This is a genomic window from Micromonospora sp. NPDC005254 (assembly GCF_042872525.1).
GTDB lineage: Bacteria > Actinomycetota > Actinomycetes > Mycobacteriales > Micromonosporaceae > Micromonospora.
Window position 1 is genome coordinate 91947 of record NZ_JBIAKM010000005.1, and the last position, 17392, is coordinate 109338.

A 17392-nucleotide genomic window follows, 5' to 3' on the forward strand; every position below is an offset into this window, starting at 1 on the left:
CGACGGTCACCCCTCGGCTGTCGACGAACCAGGGCGGACCGATCGGTCCGCCCTGGTCGACCATGACCGTCCATCACGCCTCGGTGATCGCCTTCTCGACGGTGAGCAGCAGGTTCGGCGCCTCGGCCGCCGGCAGGCCGCCGCCCTGGGCCAGGTCGGGGCTACCCCCGCCGCGCCCGGAGAACGCCGCCTTCACCAGGTCCGAGGCGGCCAGACCCCGACTGCGGGCGGCCGCGTTGACCGCCACCACCAGCGACGCCTTGCCGTTCGCGCGGGCCGCCACCGCGACCACCGCCGGCCGCGCCGGGTCGATCTTGCCGCGAATCTCCTGCGCCAGGGTCCGTACGTCGTTACCGGCCGCGCCCTCCGGCGCCTCGGTGCCCACGTACGCCACCCCGCGCACATCCTTGGCCTGCGCCGCGAGCGCCGCCGCGCCACCCAGCACCAACTGGGCGCGCAGCTTCTCCAGCTCCTTCTCCGCGTCCCGCAGCTGGGTCACCGTCTGCTCCACCCGGTCGGCGACCTGGTCGTTGGGCACCCGGTACAGCTCGGCCAGCCGGGAGACCAGCAGGTGCTCCTTGGCCAGGAAGCCGAAGGCGTCCATGCCGACCAGCGCCTCGACCCGGCGGACACCGGAGCCGATGGACGACTCGGAGAGGATCTTCACGAGACCGAGCTGGGCCGAGCGGGCCACGTGCGTGCCGCCGCACAGCTCGCGGGCGTAGTCGCCGACCTCGACGACCCGCACCTCCTCGCCGTACTTCTCGCCGAACAGCGCCATCGCGCCGATCCGCCGCGCCTCGTTAAGCGAGGTGATGAAGGCGTGCACCTCCAGGTCGGCCAGGAGCACCTCGTTGACCTGCTGCTCCACGTCGCGCAGAACGGTAGGCGACACACCCGTCGGGGTGTTGAAGTCGAACCGCAGCCGACCCGGGGCGTTCAGCGAACCCGCCTGGGTGGCCGACTCGCCGAGGAAGTTGCGCATGGTCTGGTGCACCAGGTGGGTGGCCGTGTGCGACCGGGAGATCGCCCGCCGCCGGGTGGTGTCGATCTCGGCGTAGCCGGTGTCGCCGGGGTGCACCTCACCCCGGATGACCCGGGCCCGGTGCACGATCAGGCCGGGCACCGGCTGCTGCACGTCGAGCACCTCGACCTGACCGTCGCCGACGGTGATGATGCCGTGGTCGGGCTGCTGGCCACCGCCCTCGGCGTAGAACGGGGTCGTGTCGAGCACCAACTCGACGGTCTCACCCTCGGTCGCCGCCTGACGCGGGCCGTCGGAGCCCAGCAGCGCCCGCACCCGCGACTCGCGGGCCACCTCGCTGTAGCCGGTGAACGTCACCGGGCCACCCGCGTCGAGCACCGACCGGTACGCCGACACGTCGGTGTGCCCCGTCTTGCGGGCCTGCGCGTCCGCCTTCGCCCGGGTCCGCTGGTCGGCCATCAGCCGGCGGAAGCCCTCGTCGTCGACCGTGAGGCCCTGCTCCGCCGCGATCTCCAGGGTCAGGTCGATCGGGAAGCCGTACGTGTCGTGCAGCTGGAACGCCTTCGCCCCGGACAGCGCCGTGCCGCCCGCCGTGCGGGTCTCGGCGATCGCGGTGTCCAGGATCGTCGTCCCGGCGCGCAGCGTCGACAGGAAGGCTTCCTCCTCGGCGTACGCGTACTGCGCGATCCGGTCGAAGTCGGTCGCCAGCTCCGGGTACGACGGCGCCATGCAGTCCCGCGCGACCGGCAGCAGCTCCGGCAGCGCCCGGTCCTGCCAGCCGAGCAGTCGGATCGACCGGATCGCCCGGCGCATGATCCGGCGCAGCACGTAGCCACGGCCCTCGTTGCTCGGGGTCACGCCGTCGCCGATCAGCATCAGCGCGGTCCGTACGTGGTCGGCGACCACCCGCAGCCGGATGTCGTCCGGGTGCGACTCGCTGGCCACGTGCCCGGAGTGCGCGCCGTAACGCTTGCCGGTCAGCTCGGCCGCCCGGGCGAGGATCGGTCGGACCTCGTCGATCTCGTAGAGGTTGTCGACGCCCTGCAGGATCGAGGCCATCCGCTCCAGGCCCATGCCGGTGTCGATGTTCTGCGCCGGCAGGTCACCCAGGATCGGGTAGTCCTCCTTGGTGGTGCCCGGACCGCGCTCGAACTGCATGAACACGAGGTTCCAGTACTCCATGTAGCGGTCCTCGTCGACCGCCGGGCCGCCCTCGCGGCCGTACTCCGGGCCCCGGTCGTAGAACAGCTCCGACGACGGACCGCACGGCCCGGGAATGCCCATCGACCAGAAGTTGTCCGCCTTGCCCCGGCGGACGATCCGCTCGGCCGGCACACCCACCGACCGCCAGATCTCGTACGCCTCGTCGTCGTCGAGGTAGATCGTCGGCCAGATCCGCTCCGGATCCAGCCCGTAACCACCCTCGGCGATCGGCTTCGTGGACAACTCCCACGCCAGCGGGATCGCGCCGGCCTTGAAGTAGTCACCGAAGGAGAAGTTGCCGTTCATCTGGAAGAACGTGCCGTGCCGGCTGGTCTTGCCGACCTCGTCGATGTCCGGGGTGCGCAGGCACTTCTGCACGCTGACCGCCCGCCGGTACGGCGGGGTCTGCTGGCCCAGGAAGTAGGGCACGAACTGCACCATGCCGGCGTTGACGAACAGCAGGTTCGGGTCGCTGATGGCGGGCAGCGGAGCGGACGGCACCACGGCGTGGCCGTTCGCCTCGAAGTGCGCGAGGTACCGCCGCTTGATCTCCGCCGTCTTCATCGCTGGTGTTCCTCCGGAAAAATGTCTCGATCGCCGATCCGCGGGGACTCCCGCAGCTCGGCGAACTGGTCATCGAACGCCTCACCCTGGGCGAACGCCTGGTGGATCTCCTGCTCGCGCTCGGCCATCCCGATCCGGACGTCCTCCACGAAGCTACGCAGCGATTCCACCAGGCCGCCAGCGGATTCCGACAACGAGCTGGCGATGCCGGCCGGGGTGTACGCCTGCGCGGTCCGGGTCGCCTTGCGGACCACGATCACGCCGACGGCCACGCCGATGCCGAGCCAGAACAACCGCCTCATGTCCTGCTACCTCCTGCTGGCCCGGCCGGTCAGCGGTTGCCGCGCCGGGCGGCCCGCCGCTGCTGCTTGATGGTGTCGCGCACCTCGCGCTCGGTCTCGGCGTGCCGGCGGCCGGCGGCGGCCTTGCGCACGCCGTAGCCGAACGCGGCCACCTTGACCAGCGGGTTCGCGGCCGCGGCGGAGACCACTGTGGCGAGGTTGGCGACGTTGGCGGTGACGTTCTGGGCGTGGCTGGTCATCGTGTCGACCTTCGCCAGCTGCAGGTTCACGCCGTCGAGCGAGGTCTGCACCTGCTCCAGGGCGACGTTGACGTTCTTCACCGTGGTGTTCACGTCGCCGAGCAGCGGCGCCGTCCGATCGTTGAGGTCGTTGATCATGCGCGTGGTGGCGTCCACCGTGTGCCGCAGCCGTAGGATCGGCAGCGTCAGGATGAGCACCAGCACCGCGAACGCGCACGCCGCGATCAGCGCCGCGACCTCTAAAATGTCGCCCACGCGTGTCCCTCCTCAAGCAGATTTCCGCCGGACCCGACGTCCCCGGAACGCACAACCTGGCGCCCACCGAACCCACCGAGCCGTCGCCGGTCGCCGGGCACGGGCGGGCCCGCCAGCCCCAGACCCTACCGTCCGTGATGGAGAGCGGCTCAGGACGGTGAGGGTGTCACGTCGCCCAGCGGATCTCCGCTGACCGTCGGGAACGGGTCCTCTCCGGTCAGTGACGGATCGGTGCTGGGCTGCGGCCTGGTCCGCTCATCGTCGATCGCGTTGCGCACCTTCACCGACACCAACGAGCCGGTGCACTCCCCCGCAGCGGCCGACGGCTCCGGAGACGGCACGATCGCCGGCTCCCCGTCGACCGGCGGCGGTACGCAGGCCGGCGCCCGTACCCACAGGTCGAGGGTCAGCTCGTCCTGACGCCAGCACGTGTAGCTGCCCTTCGTCTCCTGCTCCGGGCAGCGGCTCACCTTCCACGGTCGCCAGCCGTCCTGGCGCAGCGCGTCCTCGTAGACCTTCGCCGTCTCCTCCGGCGACTTCTCCGAGGTGACGGTGCGCTCGCGCAGCCGGCAGTCGAGCAGGCACCAGCGGCTGCCGCTGACGTCGTCGACCGTCTTCGTCGCGGCCCACGCGGGCACGGCGAGCTGGTCCAGGTTGTCGAAGACCGGGTCCCGGCTCAGCGTGCGGACGCCGAAGAAGAGCGGTACCGCGCCGAGCAGCACGACGCTGACCAGCGCCAGGACGGCCACCCGCAGCCGGCGTCGTTCGCGCGACTGCCGGCGTACCTCGGAACGGGCGCCCGGGGCGTCGTCGTCGGCGGACGCGTCCTGGCCGGCCGCGCGCAGTGCGGGCCCGTCGGCCGGTTCGGCGACCGGCGCGGTCGCGGTGGGCACCACGACGGCGGCGCGGGCCACACCGACCGGCTCGCCGGGCCGGCCGGACGGTGGCACGGGAGCGACACCGCTGGGCTCGGGCCGGCCGGCCTCGCGCGGCGGCGGCAGGGCACGGCCCGCGGCGCGGTCCGCCGGTCGCGGGGCGGCGGCACGCGCGGCCACGGGTGACCCGGGGCCGGCGTGCTCGGCGCCCGCCCGGTCGTCGCCGACGGGCGGCTGCCCGACGCCCGGCGGGCGGACGGCGGCGCGAGCCGGACCGTCCGGACCGGCGCCCGGCGGGACGGCCGCACGGGCCGGGCCGTCCGGACGGGGCCGGGCCGAGCCGGGGCGGGGCGGGGCGTCCGGGCCGACGCCCGGGCGCACCGCCGCACGAGCGGGACGATCCGGATCGACGCCCGGCGGCACTGCGGCACGGGCCGGGGCGTCCGGGCCGGCACCTGGGGGCACGGCGGCGCGAGCCGAGCCGTCGGGGCGAGCGGCACCCCGCTCGGGCATGCCGGCGCCGGGACGGGGTGGACCGTCGGGACCACGGCGACCGGCGCCGGAGACCGGCGCCTCGCCGGGCGCGGGTCGGGCCCGCCCCCCGGGCGGTGCGGAGCGGGCGCCCCGGACGGGAGCGGGCCGCCCGCCGCCGGCGGGGCCGGCATACGGGTCGTCGCCGCGGTCGTCGGCCGGCCCGGGACGACCGGTGGGTCCGTCGGGGGCGGAGTCGGCCGGCGGGCGGCGGCGTCGGTTGATCGGATCCGCGGCGGCCCCCGGAGCGGCCCGACGGCCGACGGGCCGCTCGCCGGTGACCGGCGGATGAGGCACGGAACCGCTCGGCTGCTCTCCGGTGGGGTCTGGCCCGCCGGGCCGGGCGGCCCGGCGGCCGGTGGGAGCGTCCGCGCCCGGGTCGGCCGGTGGCCCGACGGGACGACGGCCGGCGGTGCGTTCCGCGGCGGGATCGGGTACGGCGAGTGGGCCACCGGAGCGATCGGTCAGATCACCGGCGGGCGGCGGGGCGGTACGGCGGCCGACGGGGCGGTTCGCGGTCGGGGCCTGCGCATCGCCACCTCTGCGGTTGACCACCGGCAGACCGGGGTCGGTGTGCGGCAGCCGGCCGGCCTGACGCAGCCAGTCGGCCGGCCGCTCCGGGCGGTCCGCCCGCGGCTCACCGCCGGTCGGCACGCGTCGGCCCTGGTCGTCGGGGACCGCTCGACGGCGGCCGGTGCCGTCGGTGGACGTGACGCTGGCGGACCCGGCGCTGGCGGACCCGGCGCTGGTAGGCCCGGCGTTGGTGGGCCCGGCGTTGGTGGGCGCGGTGGACGCCTGCGGCATCGGTGGGGCGTTGCCCGAGCGGGGCACCACCGGCGCGTCCGGTTCGGCGGCACGGCGGTGACCACCTCCGGCCGGGCGGGCGTGACCCGCGGGCTCCGGCGCTCCCGGGTCGACCGGGCCGGGACGACGCCGGGCCGTGCGCGGGTCATTGTCGATCGCGGGGTCGGCGCGCAGCCCGTCGGCGACCTGCGGCGCGACGCCGGGCGGCGGCCCGTCGAACCGGCCCGGACCGGCCGCGGTGGGTGGCCCGGCGGGTCGCGCCGGATCGGGAACGGGTCCCGTCGTATGTCGGCCGGCGGCCAGGCCGTCACCGGTCAGCGGCCGGCCGCTCCCGGTCGGGTCGGGCCGGGGTCGGCGGCCCGGCGGCACGGCGTCCGGCCGGCGCAGTGGCGGCATCGCTTCCGCGCGGCCGGTCGGGGCGGCGGCATCCGGGCGGTGGCCGGCCGGGGCGCCCGCAGCCGCTGGCCCTCCGGGCGGGCCGGACGGTCCCACGGTCGGACGCGGTCGGGCCGGAGCGCCGCTGGACGGGCGGGGCCCGGGAGGGCTCGCCGGGTCACCGCCGCCCGGGCGAGCGAGGGGCGGCGCGGCGGCGCGGGGGCCGGTGCCGGGAACCGGCTGGGCGCCACGCGCCCCCGGCGGGCCCGCGACGGCGCCGGCGGGCCCGGTGGCCCGGACGCGGTCGGCAGGTGGGCGGTCGGAGTGCTCGCGGTCGGCGGGCGGGCGGGCGTCCGGGCGGCGACCCGGCGGGGGCGCCTCTCCCGGCCAGGGGCCGTCGACCGGGCGGCGCGCTCCGGCGGCCTCCGCGTCCGGGCGGCGTGGGCCGGGCGGCGCGTCCGGCGGCGCCGACGCGCCCCCGCGCGGCGGCACGGGCTCGGCCGGGGCCCCGTCCGGGCCCAGCTCGCCGCGTTGCTGCTTGGCCGAGCGCAGGTCGTCGATCCAGCCGAACTCCTCGCCGGCCACCGGCTCCTCCGGCTCGGCCTCGGCTCGGCCTCGACCCCAGCGGCGGCCCTTCGCGCGGGGATCACGCCGCTCGTCCGGGCCCTCGTCGGGACGGTCCGCACCACGCGATCTCACTGTTGACCCTCTCCTGCGGCGTCAGTGCCGCTGTCCTGCTTCGTGCGGGGACCGCCCGCGTCCGTGGCCGGCTTGCCGTTCCGACCGACAAGCGCCGGGGCGGGCTGCGGTGTTACCGGTGACCCGGCGGTCGGGGCCGCCACCGACGGGCCCGCTGTCGCGGGCGAGGAGGCGGTCGGGGTTTCCGGGCGGGCGGGCGGGGCCGGCAGCCCGCGGATGATCCGGCGCAGCACCGGCAGCCGCGTCGACACCGACCGTTCCGCCCCGTGCGGGCTGGGCTGGTAGTAGTCGACGCCCACCAGGTCGTCCGGGACGTACTGCTGGGTGACCACGCCGCGCTGGTCGTCGTGCGGGTAGCGGTACCCGGTGCCGTGGCCCAGCCCTCGGGCGCCGGCGTAGTGCGCGTCCCGCAGCCCACGGGGCACCGAACCACCCCGGCCGGCCCGCACGTCGGCGATGGCAGCGCCGATCGCGGTGGTGGCCGAGTTCGACTTCGGCGCGGTGGCCAGGTGGATCACCGCCTGCGCCAGGTTGAGCTGCGCCTCGGGCAGACCGACGTACTCCACGGCGTGCGCGGCGGCGGTGGCCACGCTCAGCGCGGTGGGGTCGGCCATGCCCACGTCCTCGCTGGCGAAGATGACCAGCCGTCGGGCGATGAACCGGGCGTCCTCCCCCGCCACCAGCATCCGGGCCAGCCAGTGCACGGCGGCGTCCACGTCCGAGCCGCGCATGCTCTTGATGAAGGCGCTGACCACGTCGTAGTGGGCGTCGCCGTCGCGGTCGTAGCGCACCGCCGCCACGTCGACCGCCTGCTCGGCGGTGGCCAGGTCGATGCGCCCGGTGCCGAGCGCCGTGGCCGAGGCCGCCGCCGCCTCCAGCGCGGTCAGCGCCTTGCGGACGTCACCGGCGGCGAGTCGGACCAGGTGGTCCTCGGCGTCGGTGGTCAGGGCGAGCGTGCCGCCCAGGCCGCGCTCGTCGGCGACCGCGCGGCGCAGCAGGCCGCGTACGGCGTCGTCGTCGAGCGGTTGCAGGGTGAGCAGCACGCACCGCGACAGCAGGGGGGAGATGACCGAGAAGTACGGGTTTTCGGTGGTCGCCGCGAGCAGCGTGACAGTGCGGTCCTCGACGGCGGCGAGCAGCGAATCCTGCTGGGTCTTGCTAAACCGGTGCACCTCGTCGATGAACAGCACCGTCTGCGGGCCGCCCGAGCGGCGCTGGCGACGGGCCGTCTCGATCACCGCCCGGACGTCCTTGACCCCGGCCGAGAGCGCCGACATGGCGACGAAGCGGCGGTCGGTGGCGCCGGCCACCAGGTGCGCGATGGTGGTCTTGCCGCTGCCGGGCGGCCCCCAGAGGATGACCGACAGGGGGGCACCGCCGGAGACCAGTTGCCGCAGCGGCGCGCCGGGGGCGAGCAGGTGGTCCTGCCCGATCAGCTCGTCCAGGCTCGCGGGCCGCATGCGGACGGGCAGGGGCGAATCGTCCGCTACCGGAGTGAAGCCGTCGACACCGGCGGGACCCTCGGGCGCGCTGCGCGGCCCGGTGGGCGCACCGAGGGAGAAGAGAGCGTCGGACTCCATCACGAAGACAGTACCGGGCCCGACCCGCGACGCCGGAATCGCGCTGCGGGCCGGGCCACCGCTGATCGGTCTCGGTCAGCCACGGCCGGGACGACGGCCCCGGTACCAGCGGCCGCCGCCACCGCCGCGCGGGCCGCTGCCGACGCCGGCCAGGTAGAGCGAGAGCAGGAGCAGGCCGATGAGCACGAGGGTGTTCCAGTTGAACAGGTCGGGGGCGCCGAAGTCGGTGTTGAGCAGGTCGAGCAGCAGGGCGAAGCCAAAGACGATGGCCGCGAGAATGGCGAGCATGTCGGTCCTCCGGTGGGGGTTCCCAGTAGGTCGGCGCGTGATGTACCCAATCGGTCGACTCGCCAATCTCCACGGTGGAACAGCACGCGGGCTGCCGGACCCGGCGCGGTCGCCCGTACGGCGGCTCCTAGGCTGACCGTCATGATCATCGACGACCAGGCGCTCCACGACCGGGCCGCCATCCTGGCCGCCGCCGGTGACCACCCGTTCGTCCGGCACTCGCTCTCGCCGGGCGTGCCGGCGCGCGGCTACCGGCGCGACGGCGCCGTGCTGTGGTTGCTGCCGCCCGAGCGCGGGCTGGGCGCGGACGCCATCGGCCCCACCGAGCCGGTGCTGGAGATCTGTGCCGCGCTGGTCGCCGACGGGGTGCTGCGGCCGGAGCATCGAATGCACCTGCCCCGGCTCGACCCCGCCCTGGTGGCGGGCCGGCTGGCGGTGGCCGAGTTCGTCGACTGGGACTTCCACTGGACCACCGTGGCGCCGCCGACGCAGCCGGACGAGCAGCGGGTCGTACGTCTCACCGACGCCGACCGCCCGGCGCTTGCGGCGCTGGTCGACGAGGCGTTCCCGGACACCACCACGCGCCCGGGCGATCCACGGGTCATCGACTGGTACGGCATCCGGGCCGGCGACCGGCTGGTGGCGTGCGGCGCGGACCGCAGCCGGGGCGACGTCGGTTTTCTGGCCGGCCTGACCGTCGCCCCCGACCAACGCGGCCGGGGGCTGGGCGCGGCGCTGACCGCCGGCATGACCCGGGCGCTGCTGGCCCGGCACGACACCGTCGGGCTCGGCGTCTACCCGGACAACGTCAAAGCGGTGCGGCTCTACCGCCGGCTCGGCTTCGCCGACACCCTGTCCCGCACCGCGATCCGCCTCGGCTGAGGCCGCTCATCGACACCGGGCGCCGATGAGCGGCCCTCGCTACCGGTCGGCGGGTACGGGGACCACGGTCGGCTCGCTGGAGGGAGCGGGCCGACGGTCGGCCAACCAGGCGGGCAGGTAGAGCGGCGCGGCGACGGCCAGCACCACCGCGCCGACCACCATCGCGGCGCTGACGCTGACGGCGGCGGCGATCGCGGTCAGGACCACCCCGCCGAGGGCGGCGGCCGGCTGCGCCATCATCGAGTTCAGCGAGAGCACGCTGGTCCGGTACGGGCCGTCGACCTGGCGGTGCAACAGACCACTGTGCAGCGGATTCGACGCGCCGTGCACGGCGTAGCAGGCCAGGTAGGCCACCAGCACTCCGACCGGCCCCGCGAACAGCCCCATCCCGACCACCGTGACGCCCTGCAGGATGCGCAGCAGGGCCGCGCCCCAAGGCGCCCCGAACCAGCGCAACAGCAGCGGGGTCAGTGCCGCGCCGGCCGCATTGGCGATCCAGGCCGCCGAACTGGCCGGCCCGAGCAGCGCGGCGGCCCGTTCCGGGTTGCCGATCACCTCGGCGAGCCGCACCGGCAGCAGCGACTCGAAGGTGACCATGCCGAAGCCCCAGAACAACTCCACAGCCACCAGGGCGAGCAGCACCCGGGAACGCCGCAGCAGCCCGAGCGCCTGGCCGATCATCCGGGGCGCCTGGACGACCGATGCGCGCACCGCCGCGACCCCGGTGGCTGGCCGCTCTTCGACCAGCAGGACGAGCAGCGCGGCCAGCGCGGCCGCCTGGGCGACGATCGCGGCCAGCACCGGCACGGTGAGCGCGCTGACCGGCCCGAGCGGGCCCAGCGCGACCAGGCCACCACTGAGCAGCGCGCCGCCGCCGATGGCCACGCCGACGACGGTGCCGGCGTACCCGAGGCCCCGCTCGTACTCGGCCTGCGGGTCGGCGGCCAGGGTGGCGTCGACGTACCAGGATTCCAGCGGGCCGCTGTCCAGTGCCCGGTAGACGCCCTGCAACGCCCAGACCAGGAAGAACAGCGCGAACGAGTCGGCCACCGCGAAGAGCGCCAGCGAGGCGAGGTTGAGCGCTCCGGCGGCGAGCAGGACGGGTCGGCGACCGAGGGCGTCGGCGAAGCCGCCGGTGGGCAGCTCCAGCGCGAGCACCAGCAGCCCCTGCGCGGTGCCGACCAGGCCGATCTGCGGCAGCGACAGGCCGCGCTCCTGCATCAGCAGGATCATCACCGGGATCATCAACCCCGTGGGGAGCCAGCGCAGGCCGTAGAGGGTGAGGTAGCGACGCCGGACCTGGCGTACGGTCAGCGCGCTCACGACGCCACATCCATTCGCGACTGCGGGGCTCGCAAACCCGGCTCACTCCTCGCGCTCACGACGCCACATCCATTCGCGACTGCGGGGCTCGCAAGCCCGGCTCACTCCTCGCGCTCATCGGGGGCCGTCCAGCAGCGGGTAGGCGGCCAGGAAGACCTGTACCGGGCGGGCCTGCGGGTCGGCGGGCTCGGCCGTGTCGACCGGCTCGGCCTCCCGGCGGTACCGCTCCAGCACCTGCCACACCTCCGCCTTGAGCGCCTCCAGCCGCTCGGGCGGGATGGTCATGAAGATGTCGCCCATGCCGAAGGCGTCCCGCCAGGCGGGGGACCATTCGTGCTGGGTGGCGAACCAGCGGTCGGCGTGTTCGACGAGAAGACGCACCTGGTCGCCCTGGATCCACTCGATCGCGGCACGGGCGTCGGGGTCGTCGTCGAAGTCGCTCGGCTCCCAGCTCGTGACGTCGTGCGCGGCCTGCCACCAGCGCTGCCGTCCGCTGCCCCGGTCGGGATCCTCGGTGACCAGCCCGACCTCGGCGAGTTGGCGCAGGTGGTAGCTGGTCGCGCCGGTGTTGGTGCCGAGCAGCTCGGCGAGGGTGGTGGCGGTGGCGGGCCCGTTCACCCGCAGGGCTCCGACCAGCCGCATCCGCAGCGGGTGCGCGAGCACCCGGACCTGCCGCTTGTCGATCCGCACCTCCCGCGGGGTGGGCCGCGGGGTCGCTTCGTCGTTCTTCATGGCTGCACACTATCTCTGCACACTTGCCGTGCACAATAGTTGTGCATAGGAAGTGTGCAGGACATCAGGCCAGGAGTTCGCGCACCCCGCGCAGCCGCGTCCGCAGCAGACCGGCGGCGCGGCCGGAGTCGAGGCGTACGTCGCCGGGCCGGACCACGCCAGCGGCGGCGGCCGTGGTGGTCTTCAGGCCCGTCGCGTCCAGACCGAACCGCTCGGCGACCAGCAGACCCAGCTCGGCCCGGCTGACGGCGTCCGCGCCGGCCACGTTGAGCAGTCCGGCGTACGACGAGCACGCCAGCTCCAGCACGGCGTCGGCCAGGTCGCTGACGTCGATCGGGCAGCGGAACTCGTCGGTGAACAGGACGGCCCGACCGGCGAGCGCCTCGCGGCAGAGCTCGATCTGCTTGCTGCCCTCCCCCAGGATCAGCGAGGTACGCACCAGCGCCGCACCGGGGTCGGTCGCTCGTACGGCGGTCTCCGCCGCCGCCTTCGCGGCCCCGTACGCGTTGACCGGGCTGGGCGGGTCGTCGTCGGCGTACGGCGTGGGACGGCCGCCGTGCAGCGCGTCGCTGGACAGGTGCACCAGCCGGGCCCCCACCTCGGCGGCGGCGAGGGCCACGTGCGCGGCCCCGTCGGCGGTGACCGTCCAGTCGTCGTACCGGTAGGGGGTCGCGACCACGGTGTCCGGCCGCACCTCGCCGACCAGCGCGCGCACGGCGGCGCGGTCGGTCACGTCCAGCCGCCGCCCGACAACACCAGACACCCCGACGGACCCGGAGTGAAACGTCCCCACCACCGAGAACCCGGCGCTGACGCCCCGCCGACAGACCTCCCGACCCAGAAACCCGCTACCCCCGACAACAAGCACCCGCATCCCAGCCCACTCCCCCACCGACGATCAAGAGGTTTGCGTCATCTCGCGGGGCGATGATGACGCAAACCTCTTGATCACCCAAGCAGGGGCCGGGGGTGCGGTCAGACCGGGTCGGCTACCGGGGCTGCCGGGCCGGCCGTGCCGGCGTGGGCCGGCGGCTGCGGCTTGGGCTTGGCGTCGATGCCGGCCTCGGCGCGCTGCTGCGCGGTGATCGGGGTCGGCGCGCCGGTCAACGGGTCGAAGCCGCCCCGGGTCTTCGGGAACGCGATGACCTCACGGATGGAGTCCGCGCCGGCCAGCAGCATGCAGACCCGGTCCCAGCCGAACGCGATGCCGCCGTGCGGCGGTGCGCCGTACTTGAACGCCTCCAGCAGGAAGCCGAACTTGTCCTGCGCCTCCTCGGGGGTGATGCCGAGCAGGTCGAACACCCGCTTCTGCACGTCGCCCCGGTGGATACGGATCGACCCGCCGCCGATCTCGTTGCCGTTGCAGACGATGTCGTACGCGTACGCCAAGGCGCGGTCCGGCGCCTCCTCGAACCGGTCCACCCACTCCGCGTTCGGCGAGGTGAACGGGTGGTGCACAGCCGTCCAGCCACCCTCGTCGGTCTTCTCGAACATCGGCGCGTCGACCACCCAGCAGAACGCCCAGGCGCTCTCGTCGATGAGTCCGGCCCGCTTGGCGATCTCGACGCGGGCCGCGCCCAGCAGCTCCTGCGCCTCACGGGCGTTGGCGCTGGCGGCGAAGAAGACCGCGTCACCCGGCTTGGCGCCGACCGCGTCGGCGAGCCCGCCCAGGTGCTCGGCGGACAGGTTCTTGGCCACCGGGCCGCGCGCCTCGCCGGTCTCGGCGTCCAGCACCACGTACGCCAGGCCCCGCGCGCCGCGCGCCTTCGCCCAGTCCTGCCAGCCGTCCAGCTCCTTGCGGCTCTGCGCCGCGCCACCGGGCATCACCACCGCGCCCACGTAGCCGCCCGCGTCGATCGCCCCGGCGAACACCCGGAACTCGGTGCCGCGCAGGTAGTCGGTCAGCTCGGTCAGCTCCACGCCGTAGCGCAGGTCCGGCTTGTCCGAGCCGTAGCGGGCCATCGCGTCGTGCCAGGTGATCCGCGGGATCGGCCGGCTGATCTCGTGCCCGGCCAGGTCCTTCCACAGCGCCGAGACGATCGCCTCGCCGAGGTCGATCACGTCGTCCTCGGTGACGAACGACATCTCGATGTCGAGCTGGGTGAACTCGGGCTGCCGGTCGGCGCGGAAGTCCTCGTCGCGGTAGCAGCGCGCGATCTGGTAATACCGCTCCATGCCGCCGACCATCAGCAGCTGCTTGAACAGCTGCGGCGACTGCGGCAACGCGTACCAGCTGCCGGGCTGGAGTCGCACGGGCACCAGGAAGTCGCGGGCGCCCTCGGGCGTCGAGCGGGTCAGCGTCGGGGTCTCGATCTCCAGGAAGTCCCGCTCGTGCAGCACCCCCCGGGCGAGGTGGCTGGCGCGCGAGCGCAACCGCAGCGCGTTCGCCGGGCCGCTGCGGCGCAGGTCCAGGTAGCGGTACCGCAGGCGGAGGTCGTCACCGGCCTCGACCTGGTCGTCCACCGGGAGCGGCAGCGGCGCGGCCTCGGAGAGCACCTCCAGCTCGACGGCGGTCACCTCGACGTCGCCGGTGGGCAGCTCCGGGTTCTCGTTGCCGGCCGGCCGGCGGGTCACCTCGCCGGTGACCTTCACGCAGAACTCGTTGCGCAGCGCGTGCGCGTCCTCCTCGCGGAACACCACCTGGACCACGCCGGAGCCGTCGCGCAGGTCGACGAAGATGACGCCGCCGTGGTCACGCCGGCGGGCCACCCACCCGGCGAGCGTCACCGTCGAGCCGGCGTCCGCGGCGCGCAGGCTTCCGGCATTGTGGGTACGGATCACGGCTGGCAACTCCTCATCGTGGAACAGTCCTCACCCGCATTCTGTCAGGGGTGGCCGGCCCCGCTCGGGGGCACCCGGCAGGCCGGCACGATTCGCAGGTGAGCAGGCGGCAGGCCGCGCGCCGCGCCGGTGGGCAGCCTGACGAACCCGGCTCGCCGGGCCGTCGCGCCGGTTAACGTGGCCGAATGCGCGCCGTACCAAACTGGGGCGTCGCCACGGCGGTGGCCGCGCCGGTGCTGCTGGTCGGCGGTTGGACGGTCGCGGGCGCCCGGCAGCCGGCCGGGTACGACCCGGTCCGCGACACCATAAGCGAACTGGCGGGGCACGACGCCACCGACTCCTGGATCATGATCACTTGTCTGCTGCTGCTCGGCTGCTGCTACCTGGCGATCGCCGCGGTGCTGCACGCGGCCGGGCTGCCCAGCCGCTTCCTGCTCGCCGTCGGCGGCGTGGCGACCATCGCGCTTGTCGCCTTTCCCCGGCCGGCGGTCGGCGGCTCCCTCAGTCACGGCGTCGCGGCCACCGTCGCGGTCCTGGCGCTGGCGCTCTGGCCGGCCGGGTCGGCGCTGCGGCTGCCGCGTGGCCCGGACGCCGCACATCCGCGAGTCCCGCAGCCGCCCTGGGCGTTTCGGCGGAGCGTGGCGCTGAGCGCCACGATCGTGCTGCTCGCCCTCTTCGGCTGGTTCGCGTTCGAGGTGACCAGCGGATCCCGGACCGGCCTGGCCGAACGGGTGACGGCGGTGGGCGTGTCACTCTGGCCGCTGCTGGCGGTCCTCTCCGCCCGACGGGCACACCTCGCCTGGGCCACCGACGGCGCCACGCTCGGGCCCGCCCTGCCGACGACCGGTGTCGTACCCCCGGATCCCCTGCTTCCCACGGACGGGCCGGATCGCCTCGCCTGAGGCGGCGCGGGCGCCGGGGCGGACGGCCCACCCCCGGACGCGCGGCGCGGGCCGCCGGAGGGTTCCGGCGACCCGCGGGCGGTGAATCGATCAGAAGACGCTGACGCCGTAGACGCTCAGGGCCTCGGTGACGGGCTGGAAGTAGGTCGTCCCGCCGCTGCTGCAGTTACCGCTACCGCCGGAGGTGAGGCCGAGCGCGGTGCTACCGGAGAAGAGCGAGCCACCGCTGTCGCCACCCTCGGCGCAGACGTTGGTGCGGATCAGGCCGGAGACCGAGCCCTCGGCGTAGTTCACCGTGGCGTTGGTCGCGGACACTGAGCCGCTGCGCAGGCCGGTGGTGCTGCCGGAGCGCTGCACCGACTGGCCGACCGACGCGTTGCCGGCGCCGGTGATGTCCCGGTAGCTGCCGTTGTAGAGGTAGACGTTGCCGGCGGCGTTCGCGGAGTTGTTGTGCCGCACGATGCCGTAGTCGTTGCCCGGGAAGCTGGTGCCGGCACGGGTGCCCAGCAGACTGGTCTGGCTGGAGTTCGAGTACCAGTTGGTGCCGAGGTTGGTGCAGTGCCCGGCGGTCAGGAAGTAGTAGGTGCTGCCGCTGCGCACGTTGAAGCCGAGCGAGCAGCGGTAGCCGCCGGTGTAGATGGCCTGGCCACCCGAGATGCGGGTGCTGAGCACGCCGGCCTCGGCCTCGACGCGTACCGCGCCGTTGGCGCGCGCGGCAGCGGCCTTGACCCGCTCCAGCTTGGCGCCGGTGACGGTGCTGTCGACGGAGACGACCACCTGGTTGGTGATCGGGTCGCTCCACCAGGCGGTGCCCGGGATCTTCGCCGAGCGCTCCAGCTCGGCGGTGGCCCGGTTGAGCTCGGCGGCGCCGCGGGTGACGTACCGGACGCTCGCTCCGGCCTTGCTGACCGTGCGGGCGGCGGCGGCGTCGGTCACCGTGACGACGGTCTTGCCGCTGGCGTCGATGTACGAGCCGGCGGAGCGGTCGCCGAGCTGAGCGGAGAGGGCGGCGGCGGCGTCGGGCGAGGCGGCGGGGGCGGCCTGGGCGGGTGCGCCGATGAGCGAGCCGACGACCAGGGTTCCGCTCACGGCAACAGTCGCCGCAACGCGGAATGAGGACCTCGTGGGTCGCATGTAACAAACCTCCTGGGCGGGGGAGACGGGTCTGGCCGGGGGTGGCTGACCCGAGGGGCGACCCGGCCGATCTGCGAGAACCGGCCGAGTGAACAGAAGTATTCACATACTTAAGATCATTGACAAGACCTGGTTTCGCCCGAATTCGTCGACCCGCGCCAGTCACACCGCCGCAACACCGCGGACACGTTCGCGGGCACCTGCCGTCACACCCCTGAGGACCGCCGGATCCGTTTCGGACACCACTCGCCGACCGACGCCGTTGCCGCCACAACCCCCGCCGCCGGATCACCACGGATCGGGCCGCACGGCGGACGGCGGTGGGCGGCGTCAGAGGGTACGGCGGCGCGCGCCGGGACCCGGGCGGGGCAGCACGTCGCGGGGATCATCCACCGGGTGCCCCTCGGCGCAGCGCAGCTCGACGCGAACCGGGGCGCCGCAGTCGCGATGCCCCACGCTCAACGGCGAGCCCTCGGCGTCGGCCAGGTACCGGTCACCCCACCCGAGCACGGCGACCAGCACCGGCCAGAGGGCCAGACCCTTCTCCGTCAGCCGGTACTCGTGGCGCAGCCGGCTGCCGGGCTCCCGGTACGGCTCACGACGCAGAACGCCCCGCTCGACGAGCACGGCCAGCCGCCGCCTGTGCCGTGCACACCACGCTGCCCGCCGGGGTCGGCTACACCTCGCTGGACCTGAACGTGAAGTTCCTGCGCCCGGTCACCGTCGACAGCGGCACGCTGCGCTGCGAGGGCACGGTGCTGCAACGCGGTCGCCGCACGGCCCTGGCCGAAGCCCGCCTCACCGACGCGAACGCCCGCCTGATCGCCCACGCGACAAGCACCTGCCTCCTGTTCCCCCTCCCCCCAACCCCCTGACCCCCCCAACCGCCCCACCGCCCCAAACGGCGGGTTGATCATGAAGTTATTGCCCGCCTCGTC

13 protein-coding genes and 2 pseudogenes are annotated in these 17392 nt (G+C 74.4%); 3 read left to right on the forward strand and 12 right to left on the reverse strand.

All coding sequences use genetic code 11. The annotated features are described in order from the left end of the window. Positions 1 to 73: 73 nt before the first annotated feature. The 6 genes from alaS to ACFYPR_RS16825 all read right to left on the reverse strand — a co-directional run bounded on the left by alaS (position 74) and on the right by ACFYPR_RS16825 (position 8700). Complete coding sequence (gene alaS / locus ACFYPR_RS16800) at positions 74 to 2752, reverse strand: alanine--tRNA ligase (RefSeq protein WP_387260729.1); 2679 nt, start codon at positions 2750 to 2752, stop codon at positions 74 to 76. Then, entirely contained in the window at positions 2749 to 3054 is a 306-nt protein-coding gene (locus ACFYPR_RS16805; RefSeq protein WP_354862942.1) for a hypothetical protein, read from the reverse strand. Before ACFYPR_RS16805 ends, alaS begins: the two co-directional genes overlap by 4 nt. Before the next feature lie 29 nt (positions 3055 to 3083). After that, positions 3084 to 3548 (reverse strand): DUF948 domain-containing protein, encoded by a 465-nt coding sequence (locus tag ACFYPR_RS16810; RefSeq protein WP_354862941.1) that lies wholly within the window; start codon positions 3546 to 3548, stop codon positions 3084 to 3086. A gap of 149 nt (positions 3549 to 3697) precedes the next feature. Continuing rightward, complete coding sequence (locus ACFYPR_RS16815; protein WP_354862952.1) at positions 3698 to 4393, reverse strand: hypothetical protein; 696 nt, start codon at positions 4391 to 4393, stop codon at positions 3698 to 3700. 2435 nt (positions 4394 to 6828) lie between these two features. Next, positions 6829 to 8412, reverse strand: coding sequence for an AAA family ATPase (locus ACFYPR_RS16820; protein WP_355069236.1), 1584 nt, complete (start codon positions 8410 to 8412; stop codon positions 6829 to 6831). 75 nt (positions 8413 to 8487) lie between these two features. Continuing rightward, complete coding sequence (locus ACFYPR_RS16825; protein WP_007458297.1) at positions 8488 to 8700, reverse strand: hypothetical protein; 213 nt, start codon at positions 8698 to 8700, stop codon at positions 8488 to 8490. A gap of 141 nt (positions 8701 to 8841) precedes the next feature. On the opposite strand from ACFYPR_RS16825, the gene ACFYPR_RS16830 reads away from it, so the two are divergent. Next, complete coding sequence (locus ACFYPR_RS16830; RefSeq protein WP_354856044.1) at positions 8842 to 9582, forward strand: GNAT family N-acetyltransferase; 741 nt, start codon at positions 8842 to 8844, stop codon at positions 9580 to 9582. A 39-nt stretch (positions 9583 to 9621) separates the two neighbouring features. Here the strand turns inward: ACFYPR_RS16830 and ACFYPR_RS16835 are convergent, their stop codons facing one another. The 4 genes from ACFYPR_RS16835 to aspS form a co-directional block, all read right to left on the reverse strand. Then, complete coding sequence (locus ACFYPR_RS16835; protein WP_387260732.1) at positions 9622 to 10905, reverse strand: MFS transporter; 1284 nt, start codon at positions 10903 to 10905, stop codon at positions 9622 to 9624. Between the two features lie 114 nt (positions 10906 to 11019). Next, positions 11020 to 11637, reverse strand: a complete 618-nt coding sequence (locus ACFYPR_RS16840; protein ID WP_355069233.1) for a helix-turn-helix domain-containing protein — start codon at positions 11635 to 11637, stop codon at positions 11020 to 11022. A gap of 64 nt (positions 11638 to 11701) precedes the next feature. Then, positions 11702 to 12511 (reverse strand): SDR family oxidoreductase, encoded by an 810-nt coding sequence (locus tag ACFYPR_RS16845; protein ID WP_387260735.1) that lies wholly within the window; start codon positions 12509 to 12511, stop codon positions 11702 to 11704. A 101-nt stretch (positions 12512 to 12612) separates the two neighbouring features. Next, the gene (gene aspS / locus ACFYPR_RS16850) at positions 12613 to 14418 is read right to left on the reverse strand and encodes an aspartate--tRNA ligase (protein ID WP_355065763.1); all 1806 of its coding nucleotides are present in this window, start codon (positions 14416 to 14418) and stop codon (positions 12613 to 12615) included. Between the two features lie 185 nt (positions 14419 to 14603). Between aspS and ACFYPR_RS16855 the strand changes: the two genes are divergently transcribed. Then, the gene (locus tag ACFYPR_RS16855; protein WP_354856039.1) at positions 14604 to 15320 is read left to right on the forward strand and encodes a DUF998 domain-containing protein; all 717 of its coding nucleotides are present in this window, start codon (positions 14604 to 14606) and stop codon (positions 15318 to 15320) included. A 90-nt stretch (positions 15321 to 15410) separates the two neighbouring features. Here the strand turns inward: ACFYPR_RS16855 and ACFYPR_RS16860 are convergent, their stop codons facing one another. After that, positions 15411 to 16454, reverse strand: a complete 1044-nt coding sequence (locus ACFYPR_RS16860; protein WP_354856038.1) for a S1 family peptidase — start codon at positions 16452 to 16454, stop codon at positions 15411 to 15413. 330 nt (positions 16455 to 16784) lie between these two features. Then, positions 16785 to 17090: pseudogene (locus ACFYPR_RS16865) on the reverse strand (winged helix-turn-helix transcriptional regulator); the annotation flags it as partial. Between ACFYPR_RS16865 and ACFYPR_RS16870 the strand changes: the two are divergent. Beyond that, positions 17087 to 17329 (forward strand): annotated as a pseudogene (locus ACFYPR_RS16870) (PaaI family thioesterase); the annotation flags it as partial. The pseudogenes ACFYPR_RS16865 and ACFYPR_RS16870 sit on opposite strands and share 4 nt — an antisense overlap. Positions 17330 to 17392: the final 63 nt, after the last annotated feature.